This window comes from Krasilnikovia cinnamomea (assembly GCF_004217545.1).
Classification (GTDB): Bacteria; Actinomycetota; Actinomycetes; order Mycobacteriales; family Micromonosporaceae; genus Actinoplanes; species Actinoplanes cinnamomeus.
The window spans coordinates 1376390-1398619 of sequence record NZ_SHKY01000001.1 but is presented as its reverse complement, the minus strand read 5'-3'; the positions used below and the strand labels follow the sequence as shown (position 1 = coordinate 1398619).

The 22230-nt window shown below is 73.9% G+C and carries 16 protein-coding genes and 1 pseudogene; 13 read left to right on the top strand and 4 right to left on the bottom strand.

What is annotated here, in order from left to right; translation table 11 throughout:
• Positions 1-20 precede the first annotated feature (20 nt).
• On the bottom strand, positions 21-1061 hold the full coding sequence (locus EV385_RS06065) for an Acg family FMN-binding oxidoreductase (protein ID WP_130508553.1): 1041 nt from the start codon (positions 1059-1061) through the stop codon (positions 21-23).
• Positions 1061-2998 carry a glycoside hydrolase family 15 protein gene (locus tag EV385_RS06060; protein ID WP_130508552.1) on the bottom strand — a complete coding sequence of 646 codons (1938 nt, stop codon included), beginning with the start codon at positions 2996-2998 and terminating at the stop codon, positions 1061-1063. The genes EV385_RS06065 and EV385_RS06060 overlap by 1 nt, the downstream gene beginning before the upstream one ends.
• Positions 2999-3185: 187 nt before the next feature.
• Here EV385_RS06060 and EV385_RS06055 point away from each other — a divergent pair, with 187 nt between their 5' ends.
• The 9 genes and pseudogenes from EV385_RS06055 (at position 3186) to EV385_RS06015 (ending at position 13550) form a co-directional block, all read left to right on the top strand.
• Positions 3186-3959 carry an ABC transporter ATP-binding protein gene (locus EV385_RS06055; RefSeq protein ID WP_130508551.1) on the top strand — a complete coding sequence of 258 codons (774 nt, stop codon included), beginning with the start codon at positions 3186-3188 and terminating at the stop codon, positions 3957-3959.
• On the top strand, positions 3946-4641 hold the full coding sequence (locus tag EV385_RS06050) for an ABC transporter ATP-binding protein (RefSeq protein WP_130508550.1): 696 nt from the start codon (positions 3946-3948) through the stop codon (positions 4639-4641). The genes EV385_RS06055 and EV385_RS06050 overlap by 14 nt, the downstream gene beginning before the upstream one ends.
• 22 nt (positions 4642-4663) lie before the next feature.
• Positions 4664-5914 (top strand): ABC transporter substrate-binding protein, encoded by a 1251-nt coding sequence (locus tag EV385_RS06045; protein WP_207229765.1) that lies wholly within the window; start codon positions 4664-4666, stop codon positions 5912-5914.
• A complete protein-coding gene (locus EV385_RS06040) occupies positions 5911-6795 on the top strand; it encodes a branched-chain amino acid ABC transporter permease (protein ID WP_423203102.1) in 885 nt (294 codons plus the stop codon). The genes EV385_RS06045 and EV385_RS06040 overlap by 4 nt, the downstream gene beginning before the upstream one ends.
• 5 nt (positions 6796-6800) lie before the next feature.
• Positions 6801-7730 (top strand): annotated as a pseudogene (locus EV385_RS06035) (branched-chain amino acid ABC transporter permease); the annotation flags it as partial.
• A gap of 157 nt (positions 7731-7887) precedes the next feature.
• Positions 7888-8676 (top strand): 3-hydroxybutyrate dehydrogenase, encoded by a 789-nt coding sequence (locus EV385_RS06030; RefSeq protein WP_130508547.1) that lies wholly within the window; start codon positions 7888-7890, stop codon positions 8674-8676.
• Positions 8661-10586 carry a helix-turn-helix domain-containing protein gene (locus tag EV385_RS06025; RefSeq protein ID WP_130508546.1) on the top strand — a complete coding sequence of 642 codons (1926 nt, stop codon included), beginning with the start codon at positions 8661-8663 and terminating at the stop codon, positions 10584-10586. Before EV385_RS06030 ends, EV385_RS06025 begins: the two co-directional genes overlap by 16 nt.
• Before the next feature lie 143 nt (positions 10587-10729).
• A complete protein-coding gene (locus EV385_RS06020; protein WP_242624739.1) occupies positions 10730-12124 on the top strand; it encodes a 3-hydroxybutyrate oligomer hydrolase family protein in 1395 nt (464 codons plus the stop codon).
• 202 nt (positions 12125-12326) lie between these two features.
• Entirely contained in the window at positions 12327-13550 is a 1224-nt protein-coding gene (locus EV385_RS06015) for a glycosyltransferase family 4 protein (protein WP_207230059.1), read from the top strand.
• A 48-nt stretch (positions 13551-13598) separates the two neighbouring features.
• Here EV385_RS06015 and EV385_RS06010 read toward each other — a convergent pair whose 3' ends face one another.
• Together EV385_RS06010 and EV385_RS06005 are read right to left on the bottom strand one after the other, a co-directional pair.
• Positions 13599-15251: a glycerol-3-phosphate dehydrogenase/oxidase gene (locus EV385_RS06010; RefSeq protein WP_130508545.1), complete on the bottom strand. Its 1653-nt coding sequence runs from the start codon at positions 15249-15251 to the stop codon at positions 13599-13601.
• On the bottom strand, positions 15248-15886 hold the full coding sequence (locus EV385_RS06005; protein WP_130508544.1) for a TetR/AcrR family transcriptional regulator: 639 nt from the start codon (positions 15884-15886) through the stop codon (positions 15248-15250). Before EV385_RS06005 ends, EV385_RS06010 begins: the two co-directional genes overlap by 4 nt.
• A 17-nt stretch (positions 15887-15903) precedes the next feature.
• Between EV385_RS06005 and EV385_RS06000 the strand changes: the two genes are divergently transcribed.
• From EV385_RS06000 to EV385_RS05985, 4 genes are all read left to right on the top strand, one after another.
• Positions 15904-17472, top strand: a complete 1569-nt coding sequence (locus EV385_RS06000; RefSeq protein ID WP_130508543.1) for an FAD-binding oxidoreductase — start codon at positions 15904-15906, stop codon at positions 17470-17472.
• Entirely contained in the window at positions 17469-18374 is a 906-nt protein-coding gene (locus tag EV385_RS05995) for a diacylglycerol/lipid kinase family protein (RefSeq protein ID WP_130508542.1), read from the top strand. The genes EV385_RS06000 and EV385_RS05995 overlap by 4 nt, the downstream gene beginning before the upstream one ends.
• A 213-nt stretch (positions 18375-18587) precedes the next feature.
• Positions 18588-19931: an L-serine ammonia-lyase gene (locus tag EV385_RS05990; RefSeq protein WP_130508541.1), complete on the top strand. Its 1344-nt coding sequence runs from the start codon at positions 18588-18590 to the stop codon at positions 19929-19931.
• 184 nt (positions 19932-20115) lie between these two features.
• Entirely contained in the window at positions 20116-22176 is a 2061-nt protein-coding gene (locus EV385_RS05985) for a GGDEF domain-containing protein (protein WP_207229764.1), read from the top strand.
• Positions 22177-22230: the final 54 nt, after the last annotated feature.

Below are 22230 nucleotides of genomic sequence, written 5' to 3'. Positions count from 1 at the left end.
GTACGACGACAACGGCACGGTCAGCAGCCGAAGCCGAAGCCGAAGCCGAGGACCGAGCCGGGGCGGCGGCGCGGCGTGGGTGGCGGAGCGTCCGGTTCCACCGCCACGCCGATCCGCAGCACGAGATACGGCACATCACCGCTGTCGGGCAGCAGGCCGCGCACGAGCCCTGACGCCTCCGGTACCTCCAGCACATCGGTCATCGGGGAGCTGGCCAGCCCCTCGGTCACCGCGGTCAGCAGCACCGCCGACAGTGCCTCCCCGGCGCGCAGCCAGTCGTGCGGCCCGTCGCCCGGCCCGTGCAGGATCGCGTACGCGGTGCCGCGATCGTCGCCGCTCCCCGCCGCGAGGACCCCACCCTGCGCCGGACCGCCGACCGGTGGGAGTCCCGCGCCGGCGGCTTCATCGGCGCCCGGGGTGTAGTCGCGGACCGGCACGCGGTGCGGTCCGGGGCGGACCGCCGTTCCGGGTGGGACGCCGTCCTCGCTGCCGGGTGGGCGCCCGGTCCAGCGTGCCGCCATGGCCCGGTACGCCGGGTCGGCCCGCTCAGCCGCCGCTGCCGCCGCTGCCGCCTGCGCCAGGGTCGGCACCTGGCCGTCGGGGAGTACGCACAGCCCGGTGTCCTCGGCGCGGGCCGCCGCCTGAAGATGGGCCAGGGCAATGGGATTCACCGGGGTGGGGCCGAACGGCCGCCGATCGGTGTGCCGCGCCGGGATCGCCCCGCGCAACCGGCGCACCCACGGGTCCGGTTCGGTGCGGCCGTGCACGTCGAGTCGGGCCAGCAGGTCGGGGTCGGGCAGCCGGGACACGTCCACGAGGCGACCCGCGGCGGCCAGCGCGAGGCGGGCGTGGTGCAGGGCGGCCCCGCAGCTCAGCAGCAGTTGGTGTCCCTCGGGGTCGGCCGGGATGAGTTGCCGCCCGGGGTCCCGGCGCAGCTCCAGGGTGCGGGCGCGGACCTGCCACCGCCACGGTTGGGTGTTGAACGCCGACGGGGCGCGCTGCGCCACCCGGGCCGCTTCGGCCAGGGCCCGTTCCAGGTCGGTGTGCCGGGCGGGCGGCATCAGCCACCGGCCGGGTTCGCCGGGCTGAACTGGCCGGGGGCCACACGCTGCTCAGCCCGGATCACGTGCATCACCGCGTTGATCAGCGCCAGGTGGGTGAACGCCTGCGGGAAGTTGCCCAGGTGCCGCCCGCTGTACGTGTCGATCTCCTCGGCGTACAGCTCCAGGGGGCTGGCGTACGCCAGCAGCCGTTCGCAGAGCTTGCGCGCCTGCTCCACCTCGCCGATCTCCACCAGCGCGGAGACCAGCCAGAACGAGCAGATCGTGAACGCTCCCTCCTCGCCGGACAGGCCGTCGTCGGTCTCCTCCACCCGGTAGCGCAGCACCAGTCCGTCCACGGTGAGTTCGTCGGCGACCGCCCGCACCGTGGCCCTGATCCGGGGGTCGTCGGCGGGCAGGAACCGCAGCAGCGGCAGCAGCAGCACGGAGGCGTCCAGGGCGGTCGAGCCGTACCGCTGCACGAAGACACCGCGGTCGTCGACGCCCCTGGCGCACACCTCGGCGTGGATCTGGTCGGCCAGGGTCTGCCACTTCTCCGCGTACTCGGGCTCGTCGTACAGGCGGGCCAGGCGGGCGCCGCGGTCGAGGGCCACCCAGCACATCACCTTGCTGGAGACGAAGTGCCGCGGCTCGCCGCGGACCTCCCAGATGCCGCGGTCCGGCTCTTCCCAGTGCGCGGCGGCCTGTTCGACCTGGCGTTTGAGTACGGGCCACAGCGACTCGGGCAGTTGCTCGCGCGACCGGGCGTGCAGGTACACCGAGTCGAGCACCGCACCCCACACGTCGTGCTGCTTCTGCTTGTACGCGGCGTTGCCGAGCCGCACCGGGAAGGCGCCCTCGTACCCGGACAGGTGCGGCAGCGACTCCTCCTCGATCTCCCGTTCGCCGCCGACCCGGTACATCACCTGCAGGTCGTGCCCGTCCTTGCAGGCGTCGTGGATGAAATAGAAGAAGTCGTTGGCCTCCCGGTCGAAGCCCAGGGTGTACAGGCCCCACAGCGCGAAGGTGGAGTCGCGGACCCATGCGTACCGGTAGTCCCAGTTGCGTTCGCCCCGCGGGGTCTCGGGCAGTGCCATGGTGGCCGCCGCCAGCAGTGCGCCGCTCGGCGCGTACGTGAGGCCTTTGAGGGTGAGCGCGCTGCGTTGCAGGTAGCTGCGCCACGGGTGGTCGGGGAAGTCGCCCAGGGTGATCCACTGGCGCCAGTACTCGGAGGTGCGGCCCATCCGGCACAGCGCGTCGTCGACGGTGAGTGGCGGCTGCAGGGCCGACCAGCTCAGCGCCACGAAGTGGGTGTCGCCCTCGACCATCCGGGTCCGGGCGTCGAGGCCGCGGCCCTCGATGCCGGGCCGCAGGTCCGTGGTGAGGCGCAGCGTGACCTCGCCGTCCGGGCACTCGGCGACGACCTGCCCGTAGCCGGGGCCCTCGTAGCGCCAGGCGGGTTCGCGGCGGCCGTAGTCGAACACCGGCTCGCAGGTCATCGACAGGTCCACCGAACCGCTGACGCAGCGCACCGTACGCAGCAGGCAGTGCTCGGCGTCGAAGTCGGTGGGGGAGCGGCGGTGGGTCCGGGAGCGCTCGTCGACGTTGTGCCACGGACCCATGCACAGGGCGTCGCGGACGATCAGCCACCCGCTGCGGGTCTGCCAGGTCGTCTCCAGCATCAGGCTGCCCGGCAGGTAACGCCGCGCGGCGGGCACCATCTCGTCGTACGGGCCGAGCCGGAAGGCGCCCGCGCTGCGGTCGAGCATCGTGGTGAACACGCTGGGCGAATCCGGCCGGGGCAGGCACATCCATTCGACCGCCCCGGTCGGCGCGACCAGGCAGTTCACCTCGCAGTCGGACAGGAACGCGTAGTCGGCGATGGGCGGGAAGGAGCTGCGGCCCCAGGGTTGCGGCGTCTGCGTCGGGACCTCGGAGTCCGGTCGCGCGTTCTCCATACCGCCGATGGTCACCCGCCCGCGCGGGCCGCGCCACCGTTTGGCCGTCCTGATCATGACGGGCCCTGGATAGGGTGCCACCCCATGAGACCTGGTCGATCCGTGTGTCCGACGCACATAGTGACGCCGGTCACTCTCCCCTAACGTTTCGCGTCACAGGCGCCACCGCTGCGGCGGCGCCCGCGACATGTGGGAGGGGACCAAGGTGGAGCCGATCCTGCGGGCGCGCGGCCTCGGCAAGCGGTTCCGCGGCTTCGCGGCCGTGGGCCGGGTGGACCTCGACGTGGCGCACGGCAGCGTGCACGCGCTCGTGGGCCCGAACGGCGCCGGCAAAACGACCCTGTTCAACCTGCTGACCGGCTTCCTGCGCCCGTCGGCCGGGCGGATCACCCTGGACGGGCGCGACGTCACCGGGCTGGCACCCGAGCGGGTCGCCCGGCTCGGCGTGGCCCGCTCGTTCCAGATCACCACGCTCTTCCCCAAGGTCACCGCCCGCGAACACGTCGAACTGGCGCTGCAGGCCAGGACCGGGCAGGGCTGGCGGTTCTGGCGCTCCGAACGGCAGCTCGGCCGGTTCCGCGACCGCGCCCTGCACCTGCTCGACGAGGTGGGACTCGCTGCCGCGGCCGAGACCCCGGCCGCGGAGCTCGCGTACGGCCGCAAGCGCGCCCTCGAACTGGCCGTGGCCCTCGCCCTGGAGCCGCGCGTGCTGCTGCTCGACGAGCCCACCGCCGGAATGGGCGCCGAGGACGTGGACCGCACCATCGACCTGATCGCCCGGATCCGCGCGGGCCGCACCGTGGTGCTGGTCGAGCACAACATGACCGTGGTCCGCAGCCTGGCCGACCGGGTCACGGTGCTGCAGCACGGCGACGTCCTGGTCGAGGGCGGCTACGCCGAGGTACGCGCCGACCCCCGGGTGATCACCGCCTATCTGGGGGAGTCCCATGTTGACCGTTGATTCCCTGTGCGCCGGATACGGCGAGGCGCGGGTCCTGCGCGACGTCAGCCTGACCGTGGCCGCCGGGGAGATCGTCACCCTCGTCGGCCGCAACGGCGCCGGAAAGACCACCCTGCTGCGCTGCCTCATGGGCCTGCACGCCCCGTCCGCCGGGAGCATCACGTTCCTCGGCGACGCCCGCTTCCACACCCGGCCCGCCCACCGCCGCGCCCGGGCCGGGCTCGGGTACGTGCCCGACGACCGCGGCATCTACGCCACCCTCAGCGTCGAGGAGAACCTGCTGCTGCCGCCGGTCGTCGGGCCGGACCCGTGGCCCCTGGACCGGATCTACGCGACCTTCCCGGTGCTGCGACAGCGCCGCCGCGCCGCCGGAACCCACCTGTCCGGCGGCGAGCAGCAGATGCTCGCGCTTGCCCGGGTACTGCGCAGCGGCGCCCGGCTGCTGCTCTGCGACGAGCCCACCGAAGGGCTCTCGCCCCTGCTGGTGCAGCAGATCGGCGACATCCTGCGGCAGATCAAGGCCGCCGGGGTCACGGTGCTGCTGATCGAACAGAACCTGCACTTCGCCACGAGCGTCGCCGACCGCCACCACCTGCTGGCGCAGGGCCGGGTCGTCGAGGCGCTCGACAACGACCAGGTACGCGAACGGGAGCACGAGCTGCTCGCGTACCTCGGCATCTGAGCACACCCCCGAGGAGATCCCCATGCGCAAGACAACGCGGGCGCTGTGCGCCGCGTCGGCGGCCGGTGTCCTGCTGATCGCCGGATGCGGGCGCGGCGGCCCCGGCGGCGACGAGAAGATCAGCGGCGGAAAGATCGTGCTGGCCGTCCTCAACGACCAGTCCGGTGTGTACGCCGACCTGTCCGGCAAGAACAGCGTCGAGGCGGTCCGGATGGCCGTCGCCGACTTCCAGGCCAAGCACGGCGATCAGGCGGTCACGAAGAACATCGAGGTGATCTCCGCCGACCACCAGAACAAGCCCGACATCGCCAACTCCAAGGCCCAGGAACTGTACGACCGGCAGCAGGCCGACACCATCCTCGACGTGCCCACCTCGTCGGCCGCCCTCGCCGTGGCGAACGTCGCGAAGGCGAAACGCAAGCTGTACTTCAACATCGGCGCGGCCACCACGGAACTGACCGGCAAGCAGTGCAACAAGTACACCTTCCACTACGCGTACGACACGTACATGCTGGCCAACGGCACCGGGACCGCGGTGACCAAGCAGGGCAACAAGAACTGGTACCTGGTGTATCCGGACTACGCGTTCGGGCAGGACATGCAGAAGTCGTTCCGCACCGCGATCGGCGCGGCCGGGGGAACGGTCGTCGCGGCGGATCCCACCCCGTTCCCGAACGACAACTTCTCCACGTACCTGTTGAAGGCGCCCACCCTCAAGCCCAAGCCGGAGGTGCTCGGCACCATGCAGGCCGGGGGTGACCTGGTCAACCTCGTGAAGCAGTACAACGAGTTCAAGCTGCGGGAGCAGGGCATCAAGCTGTCCGTCGGCCTGATGTTCATCACCGACATCCATTCGCTGGGCCCGGACGCGTTCGCGGGCACCACCTTCACCGACGCCTGGTACTGGAACTTCGACGAACGCAACCGGCAGTGGGCGGCCCAGTTCACGGCCCGCACCGGGACCCGGCCGTCGTTCGCGCACGCCGCCAACTACTCGGCCGCGCTGCAGTACCTGGAGGCGGTGCAGCGGGCGGGCACGGACGCCGCCGACGACGTCGTGGCCAAGCTGGAGGGCTATCAGTACGACGACGTGTTCGCGCGCCACGCGAGCATCCGGGCGCAGGACCACCGCGTGATCCACGACGTGTACCTGGCCGAGGTCAAGCCCAAGAGCCAGGTCACCACGGACTGGGACTACGAGAAGATCCTGCGCACCATCCCGGCCGAGCAGGCGTTCCGACCGGCGGCCGCCGGCGGCTGCGCGATGTCCTGACACCGACGGAGACCGACGTGCTGCAACAGTGCTTCAACGGCCTCGTGAGTGGCAGCTTCTACGCGCTGCTGGCGCTCGGCCTGGCCGTCATCTTCGGGATGCTGGGCGTGGTCAACTTCGCCCACGGCGCCTGCTACATGCTGGGCGCGTTCGGGGCGTACGTGGCCCTGGCGCGGTTCGGGGTGCCGTTCTGGGCGGCCCTGGTGCTGGTGCCCGCGCTGCTCTTCCTGGTGGGCGCGGTGCTGGAACGCGCCCTGATCCGGCGCCTCGCCCCGCTCGACCCGCTGTACAACTTCCTGCTCACCTTCGGGCTCACCCTCGTGCTGCAGGACCTCGTCAAGCGCGGGTACGGCGTGCAGTCGCAGCCGTACCCGCGCCCGGCGGAGCTGACCGGCTCGGTGCACCTGGGCCTGTTCGACTACCCGGCGTACCAGGTGTTCGTGCTGGCCGCCTCGGTGGTGCTGTGCGCGGCGGTGTGGCTCGTGCTGACCCGTACCCGGGTGGGGCTGGTGGTGCGGGCCGCCACCGAGCGGCCGGAGCTGACAGGTGCGTTCGGGATCGACGTGGGCCGGTGGGTCACGCCGGTCTTCGGGTTCGGGGTGGCGCTGGCCGGGCTGGCCGGGGTGCTGGCGGCGCCGATGCGGGCGATCAACCCGCTGATGGGGGCGGACCTGGTCATCGCGGTCTTCGCGGTCGTGGTGATCGGCGGGCTCGGCTCGGTGTTCGGGTCCGTGCTGGCGGGCTTCGCGATCGGCCTGCTGCAGGCGCTGGGCAACCTGTACGTACCCGCGCTGTCCCAGACGTTGATCTTCATCGTGATGGCCGCGGTGCTGTTGTGGCGCCCGGCCGGTCTGTTCGGCCGCGAGGAGGCCCGCGCGTGATCCCCATGGTGCTGCGCCGGGCCGGGGCCCGCCGTTACCCGCTGCTGGCGGTCGGACTGCTGGCCGCCCTGGCCCTGCCCTGGCTGGTCTACCCGCCGGTGGCCATGGACATCGTCACCTGGGCGCTGTTCGCCGCCGCCGTCGACCTGCTGCTCGGCTACACCGGGCTGCTGTCGTTCGGGCACGCCGCGTTCTGGGGCAGCGCCGCGTACGCGTCGGGTCTGATCGCCGTGCACTCCGGGTTGCCGTTCCCGGTGGCCGTGTTCGGCGGGGCCGCGGTCGCGGCGGCGCTGGCGGTCCCGATCGGCGCGCTCAGCGTGCGCAGCCGGGGCATCTACTTCGCGATGGTGACGCTCGCCTTCGCCCAGATGGTCTACTTCGTGGCGAACCAGTGGCGCGGCCTGACCGGCGGCGAGAACGGGTTGCAGGGCATCCCGCGCGAGCTGTGGGGCCTGGACCTGAGCGACCCGTTCGTCTTCTACTACGCGGGGTTGCCGATCGTCGTGTTCGGGCTGTTCTGCCTGTGGCGCGTCGTGCACTCGCCGTTCGGGCACGTGCTCGTCGCGATCCGCGACAACCCGGCCCGGGCGCGGGCGCTCGGCTATCCCGTGGAGCGGTACAAGCTGCTGGCGTTCGTGCTGTCGGCGGCGCTGTCCGGGCTGGCGGGCGGGTTGTTCGCGATCAGCCACGGCTTCGTGTCGCTGCAGGAGGTGTACTGGACGACCTCCGGCAAGGCCGTGATGATGGTCGTCCTCGGCGGCATCGGCACGCTGTGGGGCAGCGCGCTCGGGGCCGCGCTGGTGGTGCAGTTGGAGGACTACCTGTCCACCGCCGGGTTCGACGGGATCGGCATCGTCACCGGCACGGTGTTCGTCCTCGTTGTGCTGCTGTTCCGGCAGGGGATCTGGGGCACCGCCCGCGATCTGGCCGCCCGCCGCTCGGCCGCCCGCCGCTCGGCCGCCGGCACCTCGGCGGCCCTGCGCCCGCCACCGGCACCACCGCCGGTCACCGGCCCGGCCCAGAGGTCCGATGTGGATGAACCCGCCGCCACAACCCTGCCGCAATGACCGCCTGGCGCACCGAGGAGGAACCATGGAGACCCTTGTTCCCCGTCCCGACACCGTGGCCCTGGCCGACGGTGCGCTCGCCGGGCGCACCGCGGTCGTCACCGGCGGCGCCGGGGGGATCGGCCGGGCCTGCGCCGTACGCCTGGCCCGTGCCGGGGCCCGCGTCGTGGTGCTGGACCGCGACGGGCCCGCCGCCAGCCGGGTCGCCGCGGACATCGGCGGCACCGCGCACACCGTCGACCTGACCGACCTCGCCGCGGTCGACGACCTCGACCCGGGCGCCGACATCATCGTCAACAACGCGGGCCTGCAACACGTCGCCCCGCTGCACGAGTTCGACCCGGAGATGTTCTCGCTGATCCTGCGGCTGATGGTGGAGGCCCCGTTCCGGTTGGTGCGGCGCTGCCTGCCGCACATGTACGCCCGGGGCTGGGGCCGGATCGTCAACGTGTCGTCGGTGCACGGGCTGCGCGCCTCGCCGTACAAGTCGGCGTACGTGGCGGCCAAGCACGGGCTGGAGGGGCTGTCGAAGGTGATCGCGCTGGAGGGCGCCGCGCACGGGGTCACCTCCAACTGCGTCAACCCCGGGTACGTGCGTACCCCGTTGGTGCGGGCGCAGGTCGCGGCGCAGGCGGTCCGCCACGGGCTGCCCGAGGACGAGGTCGTCGAGCGGGTGATGCTGGCCCCGGCGGCGATCAAACGGCTCGTCGAACCCGCCGAGGTGGCCGAGGCCGTGGCGTACCTGTGCTCGCCGCACGCCTCCTTCGTCACCGGCACCTCTCTGGTCATGGACGGCGGATGGACGGCACACTGACCGGCACCGTCGTGCCGAGGAGGTACACCGTGGCCGAGCCGGGGCCCGCCGCCGCGTACCTCGAACTGCTGCTGCGCGAGGCCGCGCCGGTGGAGTTCGAGCGGCCCCTGCTGCAGGCCCGCGCCGAGGGCCGCGCGGGCGACGAACTCGCCGAGCTGGACCGGCTCAAGGGGCTCGCCCTGCAGGTCCGGGCGCTGCTGGAGCGGCGGCGGCGGCGCGAGGCCGAGCTGAGCGCGCTGGTCGACACGGTCGGGGACCTGGCCACCCTGCGCGACCTCGACGCGGTGCTGGCCGCGATCGTGCGCCGCGCCCGGGAACTGCTGGACACCGACGTCGCGTACATGACGCTGAACGACGAGGAGCGCGGCGACACGTACATGCGGGTCACCTACGGGTCGGTGTCGGCGCGGTTCCAGCAGGTGCGGCTGCCGCTCGGGGCGGGACTGGGCGGGCTGGTCGCGCAGAGCGCGGCGCCGTACGTGACCGCGAACTACGCCGAGGACGACCGGTTCCAGCACATCAGCGAGATCAACGCCGCGGTGGCGGAGGAGGGCCTCGTCGCGATCCTCGGCGTGCCGATGCTGCTCGGCACGCGGGTGCTCGGGGTGCTGTTCGCCGCCAACCGCAGCGCCCGCCCGTTCACCCGCGAGGAGGTGACCCTGCTCAACTCGCTGGCCGCGCACGCCACCGTCGCGCTCGACAACACCCGGCTGCTCGGCGAGACCCGGGCCGCGCTGGAGGAGCTGGGCGCCGTCAACACCGTGGTGCGCCGGCACAGCGAGTCCCTGGAACGCGCCGCCGAGGCGCACGACCGGATGACCGAGCTGATCCTGCGCGGCGGCGGCCTCGACGACCTGGCGGCCGTGGTCGCGGAGGTGCTCGGCGGCGGCCTCGCGATCCTGGATGCCGACGGGCACTGCCTCGCCGAGGTGGGCGCGGTGGGTGATGTCGGCCCGGCCGCCACCGCGGCGGCCGGGCGCGCCCTGGGCCGGACCACCCGGCACGGCGAGCACTGGGTGCTGGCGGCGGGCGCGGGCAGCGAGGCGCTGTGCACGCTGGTGTTGCGTACGCCGGGGGAACTGAGCGCGACCGACACCCGGATCCTGGAACGCGCCGGGGTGGTGACCGCGCTGCTGCTGCTGTTCCGGCGCAGCCTCGCCCAGGCCGAGAGCCGGGTCCGCGGCGAGCTGCTGGAGGACCTGCTGACCCGGCGGGTCGACGACCCGGTGACGGTCCGGCAGCGGGCCCGCCGCCTCGGCGTCGACCTCGACGACGCGCACGTGCTGGTGGTGCTCTCCTGCCCGGCCCGGCTGCGGGAACGCGCCGCGCAGTGGGGTGCCGCCCAGGCGGCCGCCCGGGGCGGGCTCGCCGCCCAGCGCGACGGCAACGTGATCCTGCTCGTCGGCGGTGACCATCCCGGCGACGCGGCCCGGCGGATGGCCCGCGAGCTCGGCGGATACCTGGGTACGCCGGTCACGGCGGGCGGCGCGGGCCCGGTGGCGGGGCCGCAGCCGGTGCCCGCCGCGTACGCCGAGGCGCAACGCTGCGCGGCGGCACTGCACGCCCTCGGCCGCGCCGGGGACGGCGCCAGCGCCGCCGAGCTGGGCTTCGTCGGGCTGCTCGTGGGCGCCGAACGGGACGTGGGCGGCTTCGTCACGGGCGCCCTCGGCCCGCTGCTGGACTACGACCGGCGGCGCGGCACCGCCCTGGTACGCACGCTGGAGGCGTACTTCGCCGCCGGGGGCAGCGCCGCCCGCGCGGCCGACGCCCTGCACGTGCACGTGAACACCGTGGCGCAGCGGCTGGCGCGGATCGGCCAGCTGCTCGGCGCGCGGTGGCAGGACCCCGAACGCGCCCTGGAGCTGCAGCTCGCCGTGCGCCTGCACCGCCTGCGCGACACGTACCCATAGCGGACGTGCGGCAGTGTGCGCCGCCGCCATGGTCGCGGGCCCGGACACGCCGCAACATGACCTGCACGCGGCGCCCCGCCACGCCGGATCGGTCCCCGGTCCGGGTGGCCGGGTGCTCCCGCCGTACCGGAAAGGGGTTTGTTGTGCCCGTGCTTCCGCGAACCGTCCGCGCCCTGCTGGGTGCGGGCCTGAGCCTGATGTTGCCGGTCGTCGCCGTCGCGGCGGGCTCGCCCGCGTCGGCGGTCGCGCCGACCGTGGCGTGTGCCGCCGCGACGGTCCCGGCCGTGCCGGGGGCCGAGCGCCAGGTGTCCGCCTGCCTCGGCGATCTCACCACCGCCGGGACCGTGGCGGACGGCCACACCGACCCGGCCGACTGGGCCGGCCTGACGCCCGCCGGCGCCCGCAACCCGTCCGGCGTGCCCGGCCTGCAGATCGACGGGTACTTCCCGGACACCTCGACCGGCAACACCAACCACGGGTGGCAGCACGACGCCCAGTTCGTGATCCGGCTGCCCGACCGGTGGACCGGCGGGCTCGTGGTCGCCGGCTCACCGGGGGTGCGGGAGCAGTACGCCAACGACTACGCCATCAGCGACTGGGTCCTCGCGCAGGGGTACGCGTACGCCGCCACGGACAAGGGCAACACGGGTACCGCCTTCTACCGCGACGGGCGGCTGCCCGGTGACGCGATCGTGGAATGGAACGAGCGGCTCACCCAGCTCACCCGCGCCGCCCGCGCGGTGCTGCACCAGCGGTACGGCGCCGCCCCGCACCGCACGTACGCGGCGGGCATCTCCAACGGCGGGTATCTGGTGCGCTGGCAGTTGGAGAACCACCCGGAGCTGTACGACGGCGGGGTGGACTGGGAGGGCACGCTGTGGCGCGCGGGCGGGCCGAACCTGTTCACGTTCCTGCCCGCGAGCCTGCGTTCGTACCCCCGGTACGCCGCCACGGGCGACCCGGCCGCGTACGCCGACCTGCTGGCCGCGGGCTTTCCGGCGGATTCGGCGTTCCTGTGGGACTACCACTACCGGGTCTACTGGGATCTGACCCAGCGCATCTACCGCGAGGAACTCGACCCGCGCTACGACGGGGCGACCGAGGCGGGCACCCCGTTCTGCGCGCCCGGCACCCCGGCCTGCGACGCCGACTACTCGTACGCCCAGCGGCCGGCCGCCGTGCGTGCCGCCGTGTCCCGGATCGCGCTGACCGGGCGCATCCAGCGCCCCTTGATCACCCTGCACGGCACCCTGGACGCGCTGCTGCCGATCTCACGGGACTCCGATGTCTACGCCGGGCTGGTCGGCGCCCACCACCGGGAGCGGATCTTCCGGTACTACCGGGTCGAGGGCGGCAACCACGTCGACGGGCTGTACGACGCCTACCCGGACCGGCTGCGGCCGATCCTGCCGTGCTTCCGCAGCGCGTTCACCGCGCTGACACGGTGGGTGGATCTGCGGGTGGCCCCGCCCGCCAGCCGGACCCTTCCCCGGCCCTCGGACGCAGACCTGGCCAACGTGTGCGCACTCGCCGAATGAACCAAGCAATGTTACAGGAATGTAACCTGGCAGGTCGCGTCTTTGCCGGAAGACCCTCCCGCATGATCGATGGCGTGTTAGCACTCGTATGCGGACGGTGCTAATCACAGATCGGACACCGCCCGCGGCTGGAGGAGCCGTGAACGTACTGATGGAGGGTCCGAAACACGCCGACCGCGAGGCGCCGTCGGCACCGGAAACCATGGCCGGGGAGGGCGCTGCCGGCGCTCGCCCGCTGCGGATCGCGATGGTCGTTCCGCCGTACTTCGAAGTGCCGCCGCAGGGCTACGGGGGAGTCGAGTCGGTCGTCGCCGACCTGACCGAGGCCCTCGTGCAGCGGGGGCACCAGGTGACACTGATCGGGGCGGGGCGCACCGGCACCCCGGCCGACATGGTGTCGGTGTGGCCAGCACCGATCCCGGAACGGCTCGGTGAGCCGTTCCCCGAGCTGGTCCACGCGGGGCTGGTCCGCCCGGCGGTGCAACGCCTGGTCGCCGAGCGCGGCGTGGACCTCGTCCACGACCACACCCTGGCCGGTCCGCTGAACGCGCTGTCCTTCGCGCTGCTGGGGCTGCCCACCGTGGTGACGATGCACGGTCCGGTGCAGTCCGACCTGCACGATCTGTACACCGCGGTCAACGACGACATCGAACTCGTGGCCATCAGCGACCGGCAGCGGGCGCTCGGGCCCGAGCTGCGCTGGGCGGGCCGGGTACACAACGCCATCCGGGTCGACTCCTTCCCGTACCGGCGGGACAAGGGCGACTACGCCCTGTTCCTCGGCCGGTTCCATCCGCAGAAGGCGCCGCACCTGGCGCTGGAGGCCGCGCACGCCGCGGGCATGCCGCTCATCCTGGCCGGCAAGTGCTCCGAGCCGCTGGAGAAGGTGTACTACGAGCGGGAGGTGGTGCCGCGCCTGAGCGCCGCCGACCGGATCTACGGCGTGGCCGACGCCGTGTCCAAGCGGCGGCTGCTGGCCGACGCCCGGTGCCTGCTCTTCCCGATCCAGTGGGAGGAGCCGTTCGGCATGGTGATGATCGAGGCGATGGCCTGCGGCACGCCCGTGGTGGCGTTGCGCGGCGGGGCCGTGAGCGAGGTGGTCGTCGACGGGGTCACCGGGTACGTCCGCGACTACCCGGAGGAGCTGCCCGCGGCGCTGCGCCGCCTGGACGAGCTCGATCCCGCGCCCTGCCGGCAGCGCGTCGCCGAGCTGTTCGACATCGACGGGCTCGGCGCCGGCTACGAGGCGGTCTACCGCGAGGTCCTCGCCCGCCACAGCGCCGCCGTGTCGCACGTGCGGCCCAGTTCGCTGGGGCTGCTGCAGCGCCGGGTCGAGCGCGCCCAGCACCGCACCCGGCGGGCGGTCCGGGCGGCCCACCCGCTCGACGCCAAGGCCGGCCCGTCGAAACCCGCGGGCGCGGCGTAGGCCTCAGGTCCGGGCGGGCCCGGCCCGCCCGGACCCCCGGAGCCGCCGTCAGTCCGGGTCGCTGGTCCGGCAGGCCTCCGCGACCGCGGCCCGGGCGGCGGGCAGGGCCCGCGCCCGGTCCGCCGGGACCAGACCGATCCGGGTACGCCGGTCGAGCACGTCGTCCGCGTCCAGCGCGCCCTCGCGGCGCACCGCCCACAGCAGTTCCGCGCCGGTCACCGCGATGCCGTCGGCGACCGGCCGGGCCAGCGCCGGATCCTCGGCCGCGCATGCCAGCACGGCCGGGGCCTCGGTGCCGTACCGGGCCACGAGCCGGGCCGGGGCGGGCACCCGGGCCAGGGTCTCCGGCGGTGCCGCGCCGACCAGCGGGAGCCGGTCCGTACGGCAGCGCCCCGGGGTGTGCCCGGCCGCGCGCAGCGCCGCGTCCACGGCGTCGCGCGCCATCCGCCGGTACGTGGTGAGCTTGCCACCCACCACGGTGGTGACCCCGCCGGGCGAGGTGAGTACCGCGTGCCGCCGCGACAGGTCGGCGGTCCGGTCGGCGCCACCGGCCAGCAGCGGGCGCAACCCCGCGAACGCGCCCACCACGTCCACTTCGGTTGGTGCCGGGTCGACCGCGGTGGCCAGCACGTCGAGCAGGAAGCCGCGTTCCGCCGGGCTGGGTTCCGGGACATCCGGCACCGGGCCGTCCACCGGCTCGTCGGTCAGTCCCAGATAGACGTGGCCGTCGGGCTGGGGCAGGGCGAACACGAACCGGTTCGTCTCGCCCGGCACCCCGATGGTCAGCCCGGCGACCTGGGCGCCGAGGGCGCCGGGGCGCAGCACCAGGTGGGTGCCGCGCGACGGGCGCAGGCGGACGGCCGGGTCGAGCTGGTCCGCCCACACGCCGGTGGCGTTCACCACCATGCGGGCGCATACCCGGTGCTGCTGGCCGGTCAGGGTGTCCACCACGGTGGCGCCGCGCCCGTGCAGCTCGGTCACCCGGCAGCGGGTGAGGACGCGGGCGCCGTATCCGGCGGCGGTACGGGCCAGCGCCACCACCAGCCGGGCGTCGTCGACGAGCTGACCGTCCCAGCCGAGCACGCCGCCGCGCAGCCCGGCCCGGCGCACCGCCGGAACGAGCCGGGTCACCTCGGCCGGGCTGATCCGGCGCGAGCGCGGCAGCCGGGCGGCCGGGGTGCCCGCCGCGGCCCGCAGGGCGTCCCCGGCCGCGAAGCCGGCGCGGGTCAGGGCGGCCCGGCCGCCGGAGACCAGCGGGGTCCGCGGCAGCACGGACGGAAGCGCGGTGATCAGGTGCGGGGCGACCGTACCGAGCAGGATGCCGCGCTCGACCGCGCTCTCGTACGCCAGCCCGAGGTGGCCGCCCGCCAGGTAGCGCAGGCCGCCGTGCACCAGTTTGGAGCTCCACCGTGAGGTGCCGAACGCGAGGTCGTGGGCGTCCAGGGCGGCGACGGTCAGCCCGCGCGACGCCGCGTCGAGCGCGACACCGGCGCCGGTGACGCCGAGGCCGACCACGAGCAGGTCGACGGTCGTGCCGGCGGCCAGCTCGGCCAGCTCCCGGCTGCGCCGGGCGGCGGTGAGCGCGGTGCCGGTCTTCGCGGTGCGGGTCGTGGTGCTGTCGTTCTTCGCGCTGTCGTTCTTCGCGCTGCCGGTGTTTGTGCGGTCGTTCCTCGCGCTGCCGGTGCTTGTGCGGTCGGTCATGGCGCGAGGTAACGGTCGAGGAGCAGGCGCAGCTCGGCGTCGAGGTCGTCTTCGGTGGCCGTCTCGCTCGCCTCGGCGGAGTGGTCGGTCATCGTGCCGGCGGAGATGACGAAGCCGTGCAGGGCCAGCAGGACCGCGCGGCCGAGCACGGCGGCGGGCGCGGCGCGTACCGAACCGTCGGCGTGGCCCTCGGCGAGCGTCGCCACCAGCCCGGCGAGGATCAGGTCCTGGCTGGTGCCGCGGCGATCCACCAGGTAGGGCAGCAGGATCTCCGGATCCAGCTCGACGATGCGGCGGAACACCGGATGCTTACGCAACTGGCGGGCGCCCGTGGTGAGGCTGTCGACGACGCGGGCCCGGGCGTGTTCCCCGCGCGCCGCGGCCTGGGCGCGTACCGCCAGCTCGCTCCACTCGCGGGTCATCAGGTCGCCGACCAGGGAGGCCATGTCGGGCCAGCGGCGGTACATGGTCATTCGGGAGACCCCGGCGCGGCGCGCCACGTCGGTGAGGGTGGTGCGGCGCAGGCCGACCGCGAGAACGCAGTCGCGGGCGGCGTCCAGCAACGCGTCGTCGGCGGTCCGCCCCCGCTCCGGGCCGTCCGACCCCTGCTCGGGGGTGTTACAACTGGACGTCATGTGTCACAGTGTAACCCATGAATGAGCTGCGCCATGTGGCCCGCTGGGGCGACCCCGCCGACGCCGTGACCCTGTCCCCCGGGGTACGGGACCTGCTCGGCTCCGCCCTGGGAGTGCGCGGGCCACGCCCCGCCGCCGAGAAGGCCGACCTGCATCCGGCGTCGCTGCCCCCCGCCGCCCTCGCCGACCTGGTCACCGCGTGCCCGCGCGTGCACACCGACGACGCCACCCGGCTGGCGCACGCCGCGGGCAAGTCCACCGAGGACCTGCTGCGGCTGCGCGCGGGCCAGGCCCACGACGCCCCGGACGCGGTGGCCCGGCCCGGCTCACACGACGAGGTGGCGGCGCTGCTGGCCGCCTGCGCCCGGCAGCACGTCGCGGTGGTCCCGTTCGGCGGTGGCACCTCCGTGGTGGGCGGGCTGGCCGCCCGCCGCGACGGCTTCGCCGGGCTGCTGGCCCTGGACCTGGGCGGGCTGGACCGGCTGATCCGCGTCGACCCGGTGTCGCGCACCGCGACGGCCGAGGCCGGGCTGCGCGCCCCGCAGGCCGAGCGGCTGCTCAACGCGCAGGGCTACACGCTCGGCCACTTCCCCCAGTCCTTCGAGTACGCGAGCCTCGGCGGCTTCGCGGCCACCCGCTCCAGCGGCCAGGCCTCGGCCGGGTACGGGCGCTTCGACCGGATGGTCGTCGGCCTCAAGGCGGCCACGCCGGTCGGCACCGTGGAGCTCGGCCGTGCCCCCGAGTCCGCGGCCGGACCCGACCTGCGGCAACTGCTGCTCGGCTCCGAGGGCGTCTTCGGGGTCATCACCGAACTGACCCTGCGGGTCCGGCCCAACCCGGCCGAGCGGCACTACACCGGCTGGGTCTTCCCCGACTTCGTGACCGGTGGCGACGCGGTGCGCTCCCTCGCCCAGGACGGGCCGCTGCCCACCGTGCTGCGGCTCTCCGACGAGGCGGAGACCGCGATCAACGCGGCCACCGGTTCCGGCCCGGCCGCCGACGGCGGCTGCCTGGCCGTGGTCGGCGTCGAGGGTACGAAAGGCGAGGTGGCAGCCCGCTCCGAGGCCCTGCACGCGCGCCTGACCGCGCTCGGCGGCGCCCCGCTCGGCGAGGCCGCGGGCGAGCACTGGCGCGCGGGCCGGTACCGGGCGCCGTACCTGCGCGACGCGCTGCTCGACGCCGGGGCGCTGGCCGAGACGCTGGAGACCGCCACGTTCTGGGACCGGCTGCCGCAGACGTACGCCGCGGTCCGCGAGGCGCTGGTCACCACGCTCGCCGACGCCGGGACACCGCCGCTGGTGCTCTGCCACATCTCCCACGTGTACGACACCGGCGCCTCGCTGTACTTCACCGTGGTGGCGGCACAGGCCGACGACCCGGTGGCGCAGTGGCGGGCGGCCAAGACCGCGGCCGCCGACGCGATCGCCGCCACCGGCGCCACCATCACCCACCACCACGGCGTCGGCCGCGACCACCGCCCCTGGTACGGCCGGGAGATCGGCCCGGTCGGGGCGGCCGCGCTGCGCGGGGTCAAGGAGGCGCTGGACCCGTACGGAATCCTCAATCCCGGAATCCTGCTGCCGTGAGCCGCGAGGTCTTCACCGCGGTGGTCAACCCCGCGGCGGGCGCGGGCAGCGCCCCGGAGCGGATCATCCGGGTGGCCCGTGCCCTGCGGGAGGGCGGCGCCGCGGTGACGGTGTCGTTCAGCCGGTCCCTCGGGCATGCCACCGATCTGGCCGCCGAGGCCGCGGTGCGGGGCCACGCGGTCCTGGCGGTGGGGGGTGACGGGTTGGTCGGGGCGGTCGCCGCCGGGCTGGTCGGCACGGGGGCCGAGCTGGCGGTCGTCCCGGCCGGGCGGGGCAACGACCTGGCCCGGGCGGTCCCGTTGCCCGCCGACCCCCGCTGGGCCGCCGAGTCCCTGCGCACCCTGCCCGCCCGGGACGTCGACGTGGCCGAGGCGGAGTCCGAGGCGGGGGGCCGGGTCGTGGTCGGCGGTGTCTACACCGGCATCGACGCGGCCGCCAACGACCTGGCGAACCGGCGGCGGCTGCCCCGGCGGCCGATCGCGTACCAGTTGGCGGCGCTCGCGGTGATGGCCCGCTGGCGTCCGGTCGGCTACACGCTCACCGTGGACGGCCAGACCGTCCCGCTGACCGGCCACACCGTGGTGGTCGCCAACGCACCCTGGTACGGCGGCGGCCTGCGCGTCGCGCCCACGGCCAGCCTCGACGACGGCCTGATGGACCTGGTCACGGTCGGGGCGCTGCCGCGCCGCCGGATGCTGCCCGTGCTGTCCGCCCTGCGCCACGGCACCCACCTCGGGCTGCCCGGCATCGCCGCCAGCCGGGCCCGCGAGGTCACCATCGAAGCCGACCGTGCCCTGCCCGTGTACGCCGACGGTGAACCCCTCGGCCGCTGCCCGGTCACCGTCCGGGTCCGGCCGGGCGCCCTGCGGTTGATCGGCGCCCCCGACCCGGCGGGCGGCTGATCGGCGGCCCGGCGCCGGCCCTCGGATCTTGGTGGGTTTGGGTGAGGAGCTGACCCTAAGTCTTCAAGGTTCGGGTGCCGGGGTGAGCGTCGGCGGCGCGTTGGCCGGTGCCGGGCGCCGGGAGCCCTCCGGGCAGCGGGTTGATCCGCCGATACCACGGGTAGTCTCTGCTCCGCCGGAGCCGACGACGTCTCGCGGTGACAGGAGTGCGCGATGATCAGTGTGTTCGAGCTGTTCAAGGTAGGTATCGGGCCGTCGAGTTCGCACACCGTGGGGCCGATGCGCGCGGCCCGGATCTTCGCCGAGGGGCTGGCCGCCGACGGTGAGCTGGCGCGTACCGTCCGGGTCAGCGCGGAACTGTTCGGCTCGCTCGGCGCCACCGGGCACGGACACGGCAGCGACAAGGCCGTGCTGCTCGGTCTCGCGGGCGAGGCGCCCGAGACGGTGGACACCGACACGGCCGACGAGCGGGCCGCCGCGATGCAGGCGCGGGTGCCGCTGCTCGGCAAGCACGACGTCGACATCACCGTGGTGCTGCACCGCCGCCGAGCCCTGCCGCTGCACCCCAACGGGATGACCTTCACCGCGTACGACGCGGCCGGTGAGCCGGTGCGCTCCCGCACGTACTACTCGGTGGGCGGCGGCTTCGTCGTGGACGGGCAGGCGGGGACGGTGGTGGCCGAGCAGGTGAGCGTCGCGCACCCGTTCCGGACCGGCGCGGACCTGCTGGAGCTGACCCGGGCCACCGGGCAGCGGATCAGCGACGTGGTGCTGGCCAACGAGCGGGCCTGGCGTACCGACGCCGACACCCACGCGGGGCTGCTGCACATCTGGCAGGTGATGCAGGAGTGCGTCACCCGGGGATGCTCCCGGGAGGGCACGCTGCCGGGGAGCCTGAAGGTGCGCCGCCGCGCGGCCGAGCTGCACCGCAGGCTGCGCGAGGAGGCCTACAGCGTCGACCCGCTGCGGGTGATGGACTGGGTGACGCTGTTCGCCCTGGCGGTCAACGAGGAGAACGCGGCGGGCGGGCGGGTCGTCACCGCACCCACCAACGGCGCGGCCGGGATCGTGCCCGCGGTGCTGCACTACTACGCGCGTTTCGTGCCCGGCGCCACCGACGACGGCGTCGTCCGTTTCCTGCTCACCGCCGGTGCCATCGGGATGTTGTTCAAGGAGAACGCGAGCATCTCCGGCGCCGAGGTGGGCTGCCAGGGTGAGGTCGGCTCGGCCTGCTCGATGGCCGCGGCCGGGCTGGCCGAGGTACTCGGCGGCACCCCGGAGCAGGTGGAGAACGCCGCCGAGATCGCCATGGAGCACAACCTGGGCCTCACCTGCGACCCGGTCGGCGGGCTGGTGCAGATCCCGTGCATCGAGCGCAACGCGGTGGCCAGCATCAAGGCGATCACCGCGGCGCGGCTGGCGCTGCGCGGTGACGGGGTGCACAGCGTCTCCCTGGACAAGGTCATCAAGACCATGCGGGAAACCGGTGCCGACATGAAGATCAAGTACAAGGAGACCGCCCGCGGTGGTCTCGCGGTCAATGTCATCGAGTGTTGAACTCCACCCGCCGCTGAGCCGTTTCACCCGCCGATCCGTCCGTTGAGCGCGCGCGCCTGCTGAAACGGTTCACTGCGGCCCGGCGATGCTCCCGCTCTGCTCCTGCGCGGTCATTCAGTCGCACCCCACCGTGTCGATGCTGGTCACACATGGGCCGGTCCGTTGCGGGGAGGTGAGGCGGGCAGTGACGACCACGTCATCGCCGGGCGACAAGTCCCGCCAACGCCTGCGCAGCGTACGGGCCGGGGCCGCGCTCACCATGCTGACTCCGCTGTGCACCCTGGTGTACGTCGCGACCACCTGGTCGGCCGGGAACCGCCCGGCCATGGCGATGATCTGCGTGAGCATGCTGGTGCTGGCCGCCGTGGCCCTGGCCGGTGCCCAGGCCATCGAGCGCGCGGGGCGCCGCGCCACCGTCCAGATGGCCGGGCTCGTCGTCAACATCGCCGGATTCACCGCGCTGGCCCTGCTCGACGGCGGACTGAAGAGCGCGGTCGGCGCGTACCTGCCGTTCCTGGTCATCATGCTCGCGGTCGGCATGCCGCTGCGGCCGTTCCTCGCCGTCGCGGGCCTCGCCGTGGCCGGATACTGGACGGTCGCGATCATCGGCGGCCCCGCCCAGATGAGCTACGCCGTGATCCACACCATCCACACCGGCATCATCGCGACGCTGTGCCTGCGGTACTCGGCGGCCATGGTGTCGCTGCAGCGCCGCCTGAGCGACCTGTCGCGCATCGACCCGCTCACCGGCTGCCTCAACCGGCGCGGCTTCGAGGAACGCCTGGCGAACGAGCTGGCCGAGGCCGAGCGCACCGGCGACAGCGCCGTCCTGCTCCTGGTCGACCTGGACGGCTTCAAGGAGATCAACGACCGGTACGGCCACCAGGCCGGCGACGACCTGCTGGTCTGGACCGGCCGCACCATCGACGAGCAGTTGCGCACCCACGACGCCGTGGGACGCGTCGGCGGCGACGAGTTCGCCGCGGTGCTCAGCGGCATCGAACCCGACGGCGTTCCCGTGGTGCTCGAACGGCTGCATGCCGCCCTGGACGGGGTGGCCTCGGCCGGCATCGGGTACGCGTGCTATCCGGCGGAGGCGACCAGCCCCGAGGCCCTCAAGGAGATCGCCGACCGGCGCGTCTACCGCGACAAGGTGGACCACAACCGGCAGGTGCCTGCCGAGGCCGCGGTCGCCGGTGCGCGCGGCGACGGCGCGCGCCGCCAGTCGGCCAAGGTGTCCCGGCACGAGCGGCGCCGCCGCGCGATCACCGAGACCGGTCGGCTCGGCATCTCGACCCCGGGCATGGGGCTGCTCTACGTGCTGCTGTTCGCCGGCGGGCACCCGAACCGCTGGCTGATGGCCACACTGCTGACGGTCGCCGTCACCCTGGGCGTGACCACCGTCGCGGCGGCTGCCAGGCTGAGCCGCAGCTCCGCCGCCGCGATGATCATGCCCATCGTCGGCGCGCTCCAGTTCACCATCTGCACCGTTGTGGTCTGCCTGGACGGCGGGGCCAGCTCCACCCCCGCGCTCGGGATGCTCACCACGCTGCCGCTGATCGCGCTGATCAGCCCCAGGGCGGTGCTGCTGCCGTTCGCCGCGTCCGCATTCGTGGCCATCGCCGTGTTCGTCGGCGTCTCCAGCACGTGGTACGCGATCGGCCACCTCACCAGCGCACTGGTCGTCTCCCTGGTCTGCGCCAGCCGGGGCCGCGTCGCCGCCGAGCAGCGCCGAAAGCTGCGCGAACTGTCCCGAGTGGACGCGCTCACCCAGTGCCTCAACCGGCGGGGCTTCATGGAACGCTCCACCGCCGAACTGGCCCACGCCCACCGGCACCGCCGGGACCTGTCGCTGCTGATCCTCGACCTCGACCGGTTCAAGGAGGTCAACGACTCCGAGGGCCACGCGGCGGGCGACGAACTGCTCTGCTGGGTGGGCGCCACCCTCAGGGAGCGGCTGCACCCGCACGACGTGGTCGGCCGCCTCGGCGGTGACGAGTTCGTCGTCCTGCTCTCCTCGCACAGCGCCGGTGAGACCGACGACGTCGCCGGGGACCTGGAGGCCGCGCTGGCGGAACGCATCGGGGTCAGCGTCGGCGCCGGGGTCCTCGGCCGGCACGGCACCGATCTCGAAGGGCTGTACGCGCACGCCGACGCGGAACTGTACCGGCGCAAGCTGGCCCGGGGCCGGGGCCGCAGTCGCCGCCCGGCCGCCCCGGCGGACGGCAACGCGCTGGTCGCGTAGGCGACCCCGGTCGTCGGCGACATCGCGGCCCGCGTGGTTGTGGGGCGCGGACCC

Excerpts from the sequence above, each read along its gene's own strand:
- EV385_RS06025 (WP_130508546.1), top strand. The coding sequence starts at position 8,661 with ATGGACGGCACACTGACCGGCACCGTCGTGCCGAGGAGGTACACCGTG.
- EV385_RS06010 (WP_130508545.1), bottom strand. The coding sequence starts at position 15,251 with ATGACCGACCGCACAAGCACCGGCAGCGCGAGGAACGACCGCACAAAC.
- EV385_RS06055 (WP_130508551.1), top strand. The coding sequence starts at position 3,186 with ATGTGGGAGGGGACCAAGGTGGAGCCGATCCTGCGGGCGCGCGGCCTC.
- EV385_RS06030 (WP_130508547.1), top strand. The coding sequence starts at position 7,888 with ATGGAGACCCTTGTTCCCCGTCCCGACACCGTGGCCCTGGCCGACGGT.
- EV385_RS06050 (WP_130508550.1), top strand. The coding sequence starts at position 3,946 with ATGTTGACCGTTGATTCCCTGTGCGCCGGATACGGCGAGGCGCGGGTC.
- EV385_RS06015 (WP_207230059.1), top strand. The coding sequence starts at position 12,327 with ATGGCCGGGGAGGGCGCTGCCGGCGCTCGCCCGCTGCGGATCGCGATG.
- EV385_RS06000 (WP_130508543.1), top strand. The coding sequence starts at position 15,904 with ATGAATGAGCTGCGCCATGTGGCCCGCTGGGGCGACCCCGCCGACGCC.
- EV385_RS06060 (WP_130508552.1), bottom strand. The coding sequence starts at position 2,998 with ATGGAGAACGCGCGACCGGACTCCGAGGTCCCGACGCAGACGCCGCAA.
- EV385_RS06045 (WP_207229765.1), top strand. The coding sequence starts at position 4,664 with ATGCGCAAGACAACGCGGGCGCTGTGCGCCGCGTCGGCGGCCGGTGTC.
- EV385_RS06065 (WP_130508553.1), bottom strand. The coding sequence starts at position 1,061 with ATGCCGCCCGCCCGGCACACCGACCTGGAACGGGCCCTGGCCGAAGCG.
- EV385_RS06005 (WP_130508544.1), bottom strand. The coding sequence starts at position 15,886 with ATGACGTCCAGTTGTAACACCCCCGAGCAGGGGTCGGACGGCCCGGAG.
- EV385_RS05990 (WP_130508541.1), top strand. The coding sequence starts at position 18,588 with ATGATCAGTGTGTTCGAGCTGTTCAAGGTAGGTATCGGGCCGTCGAGT.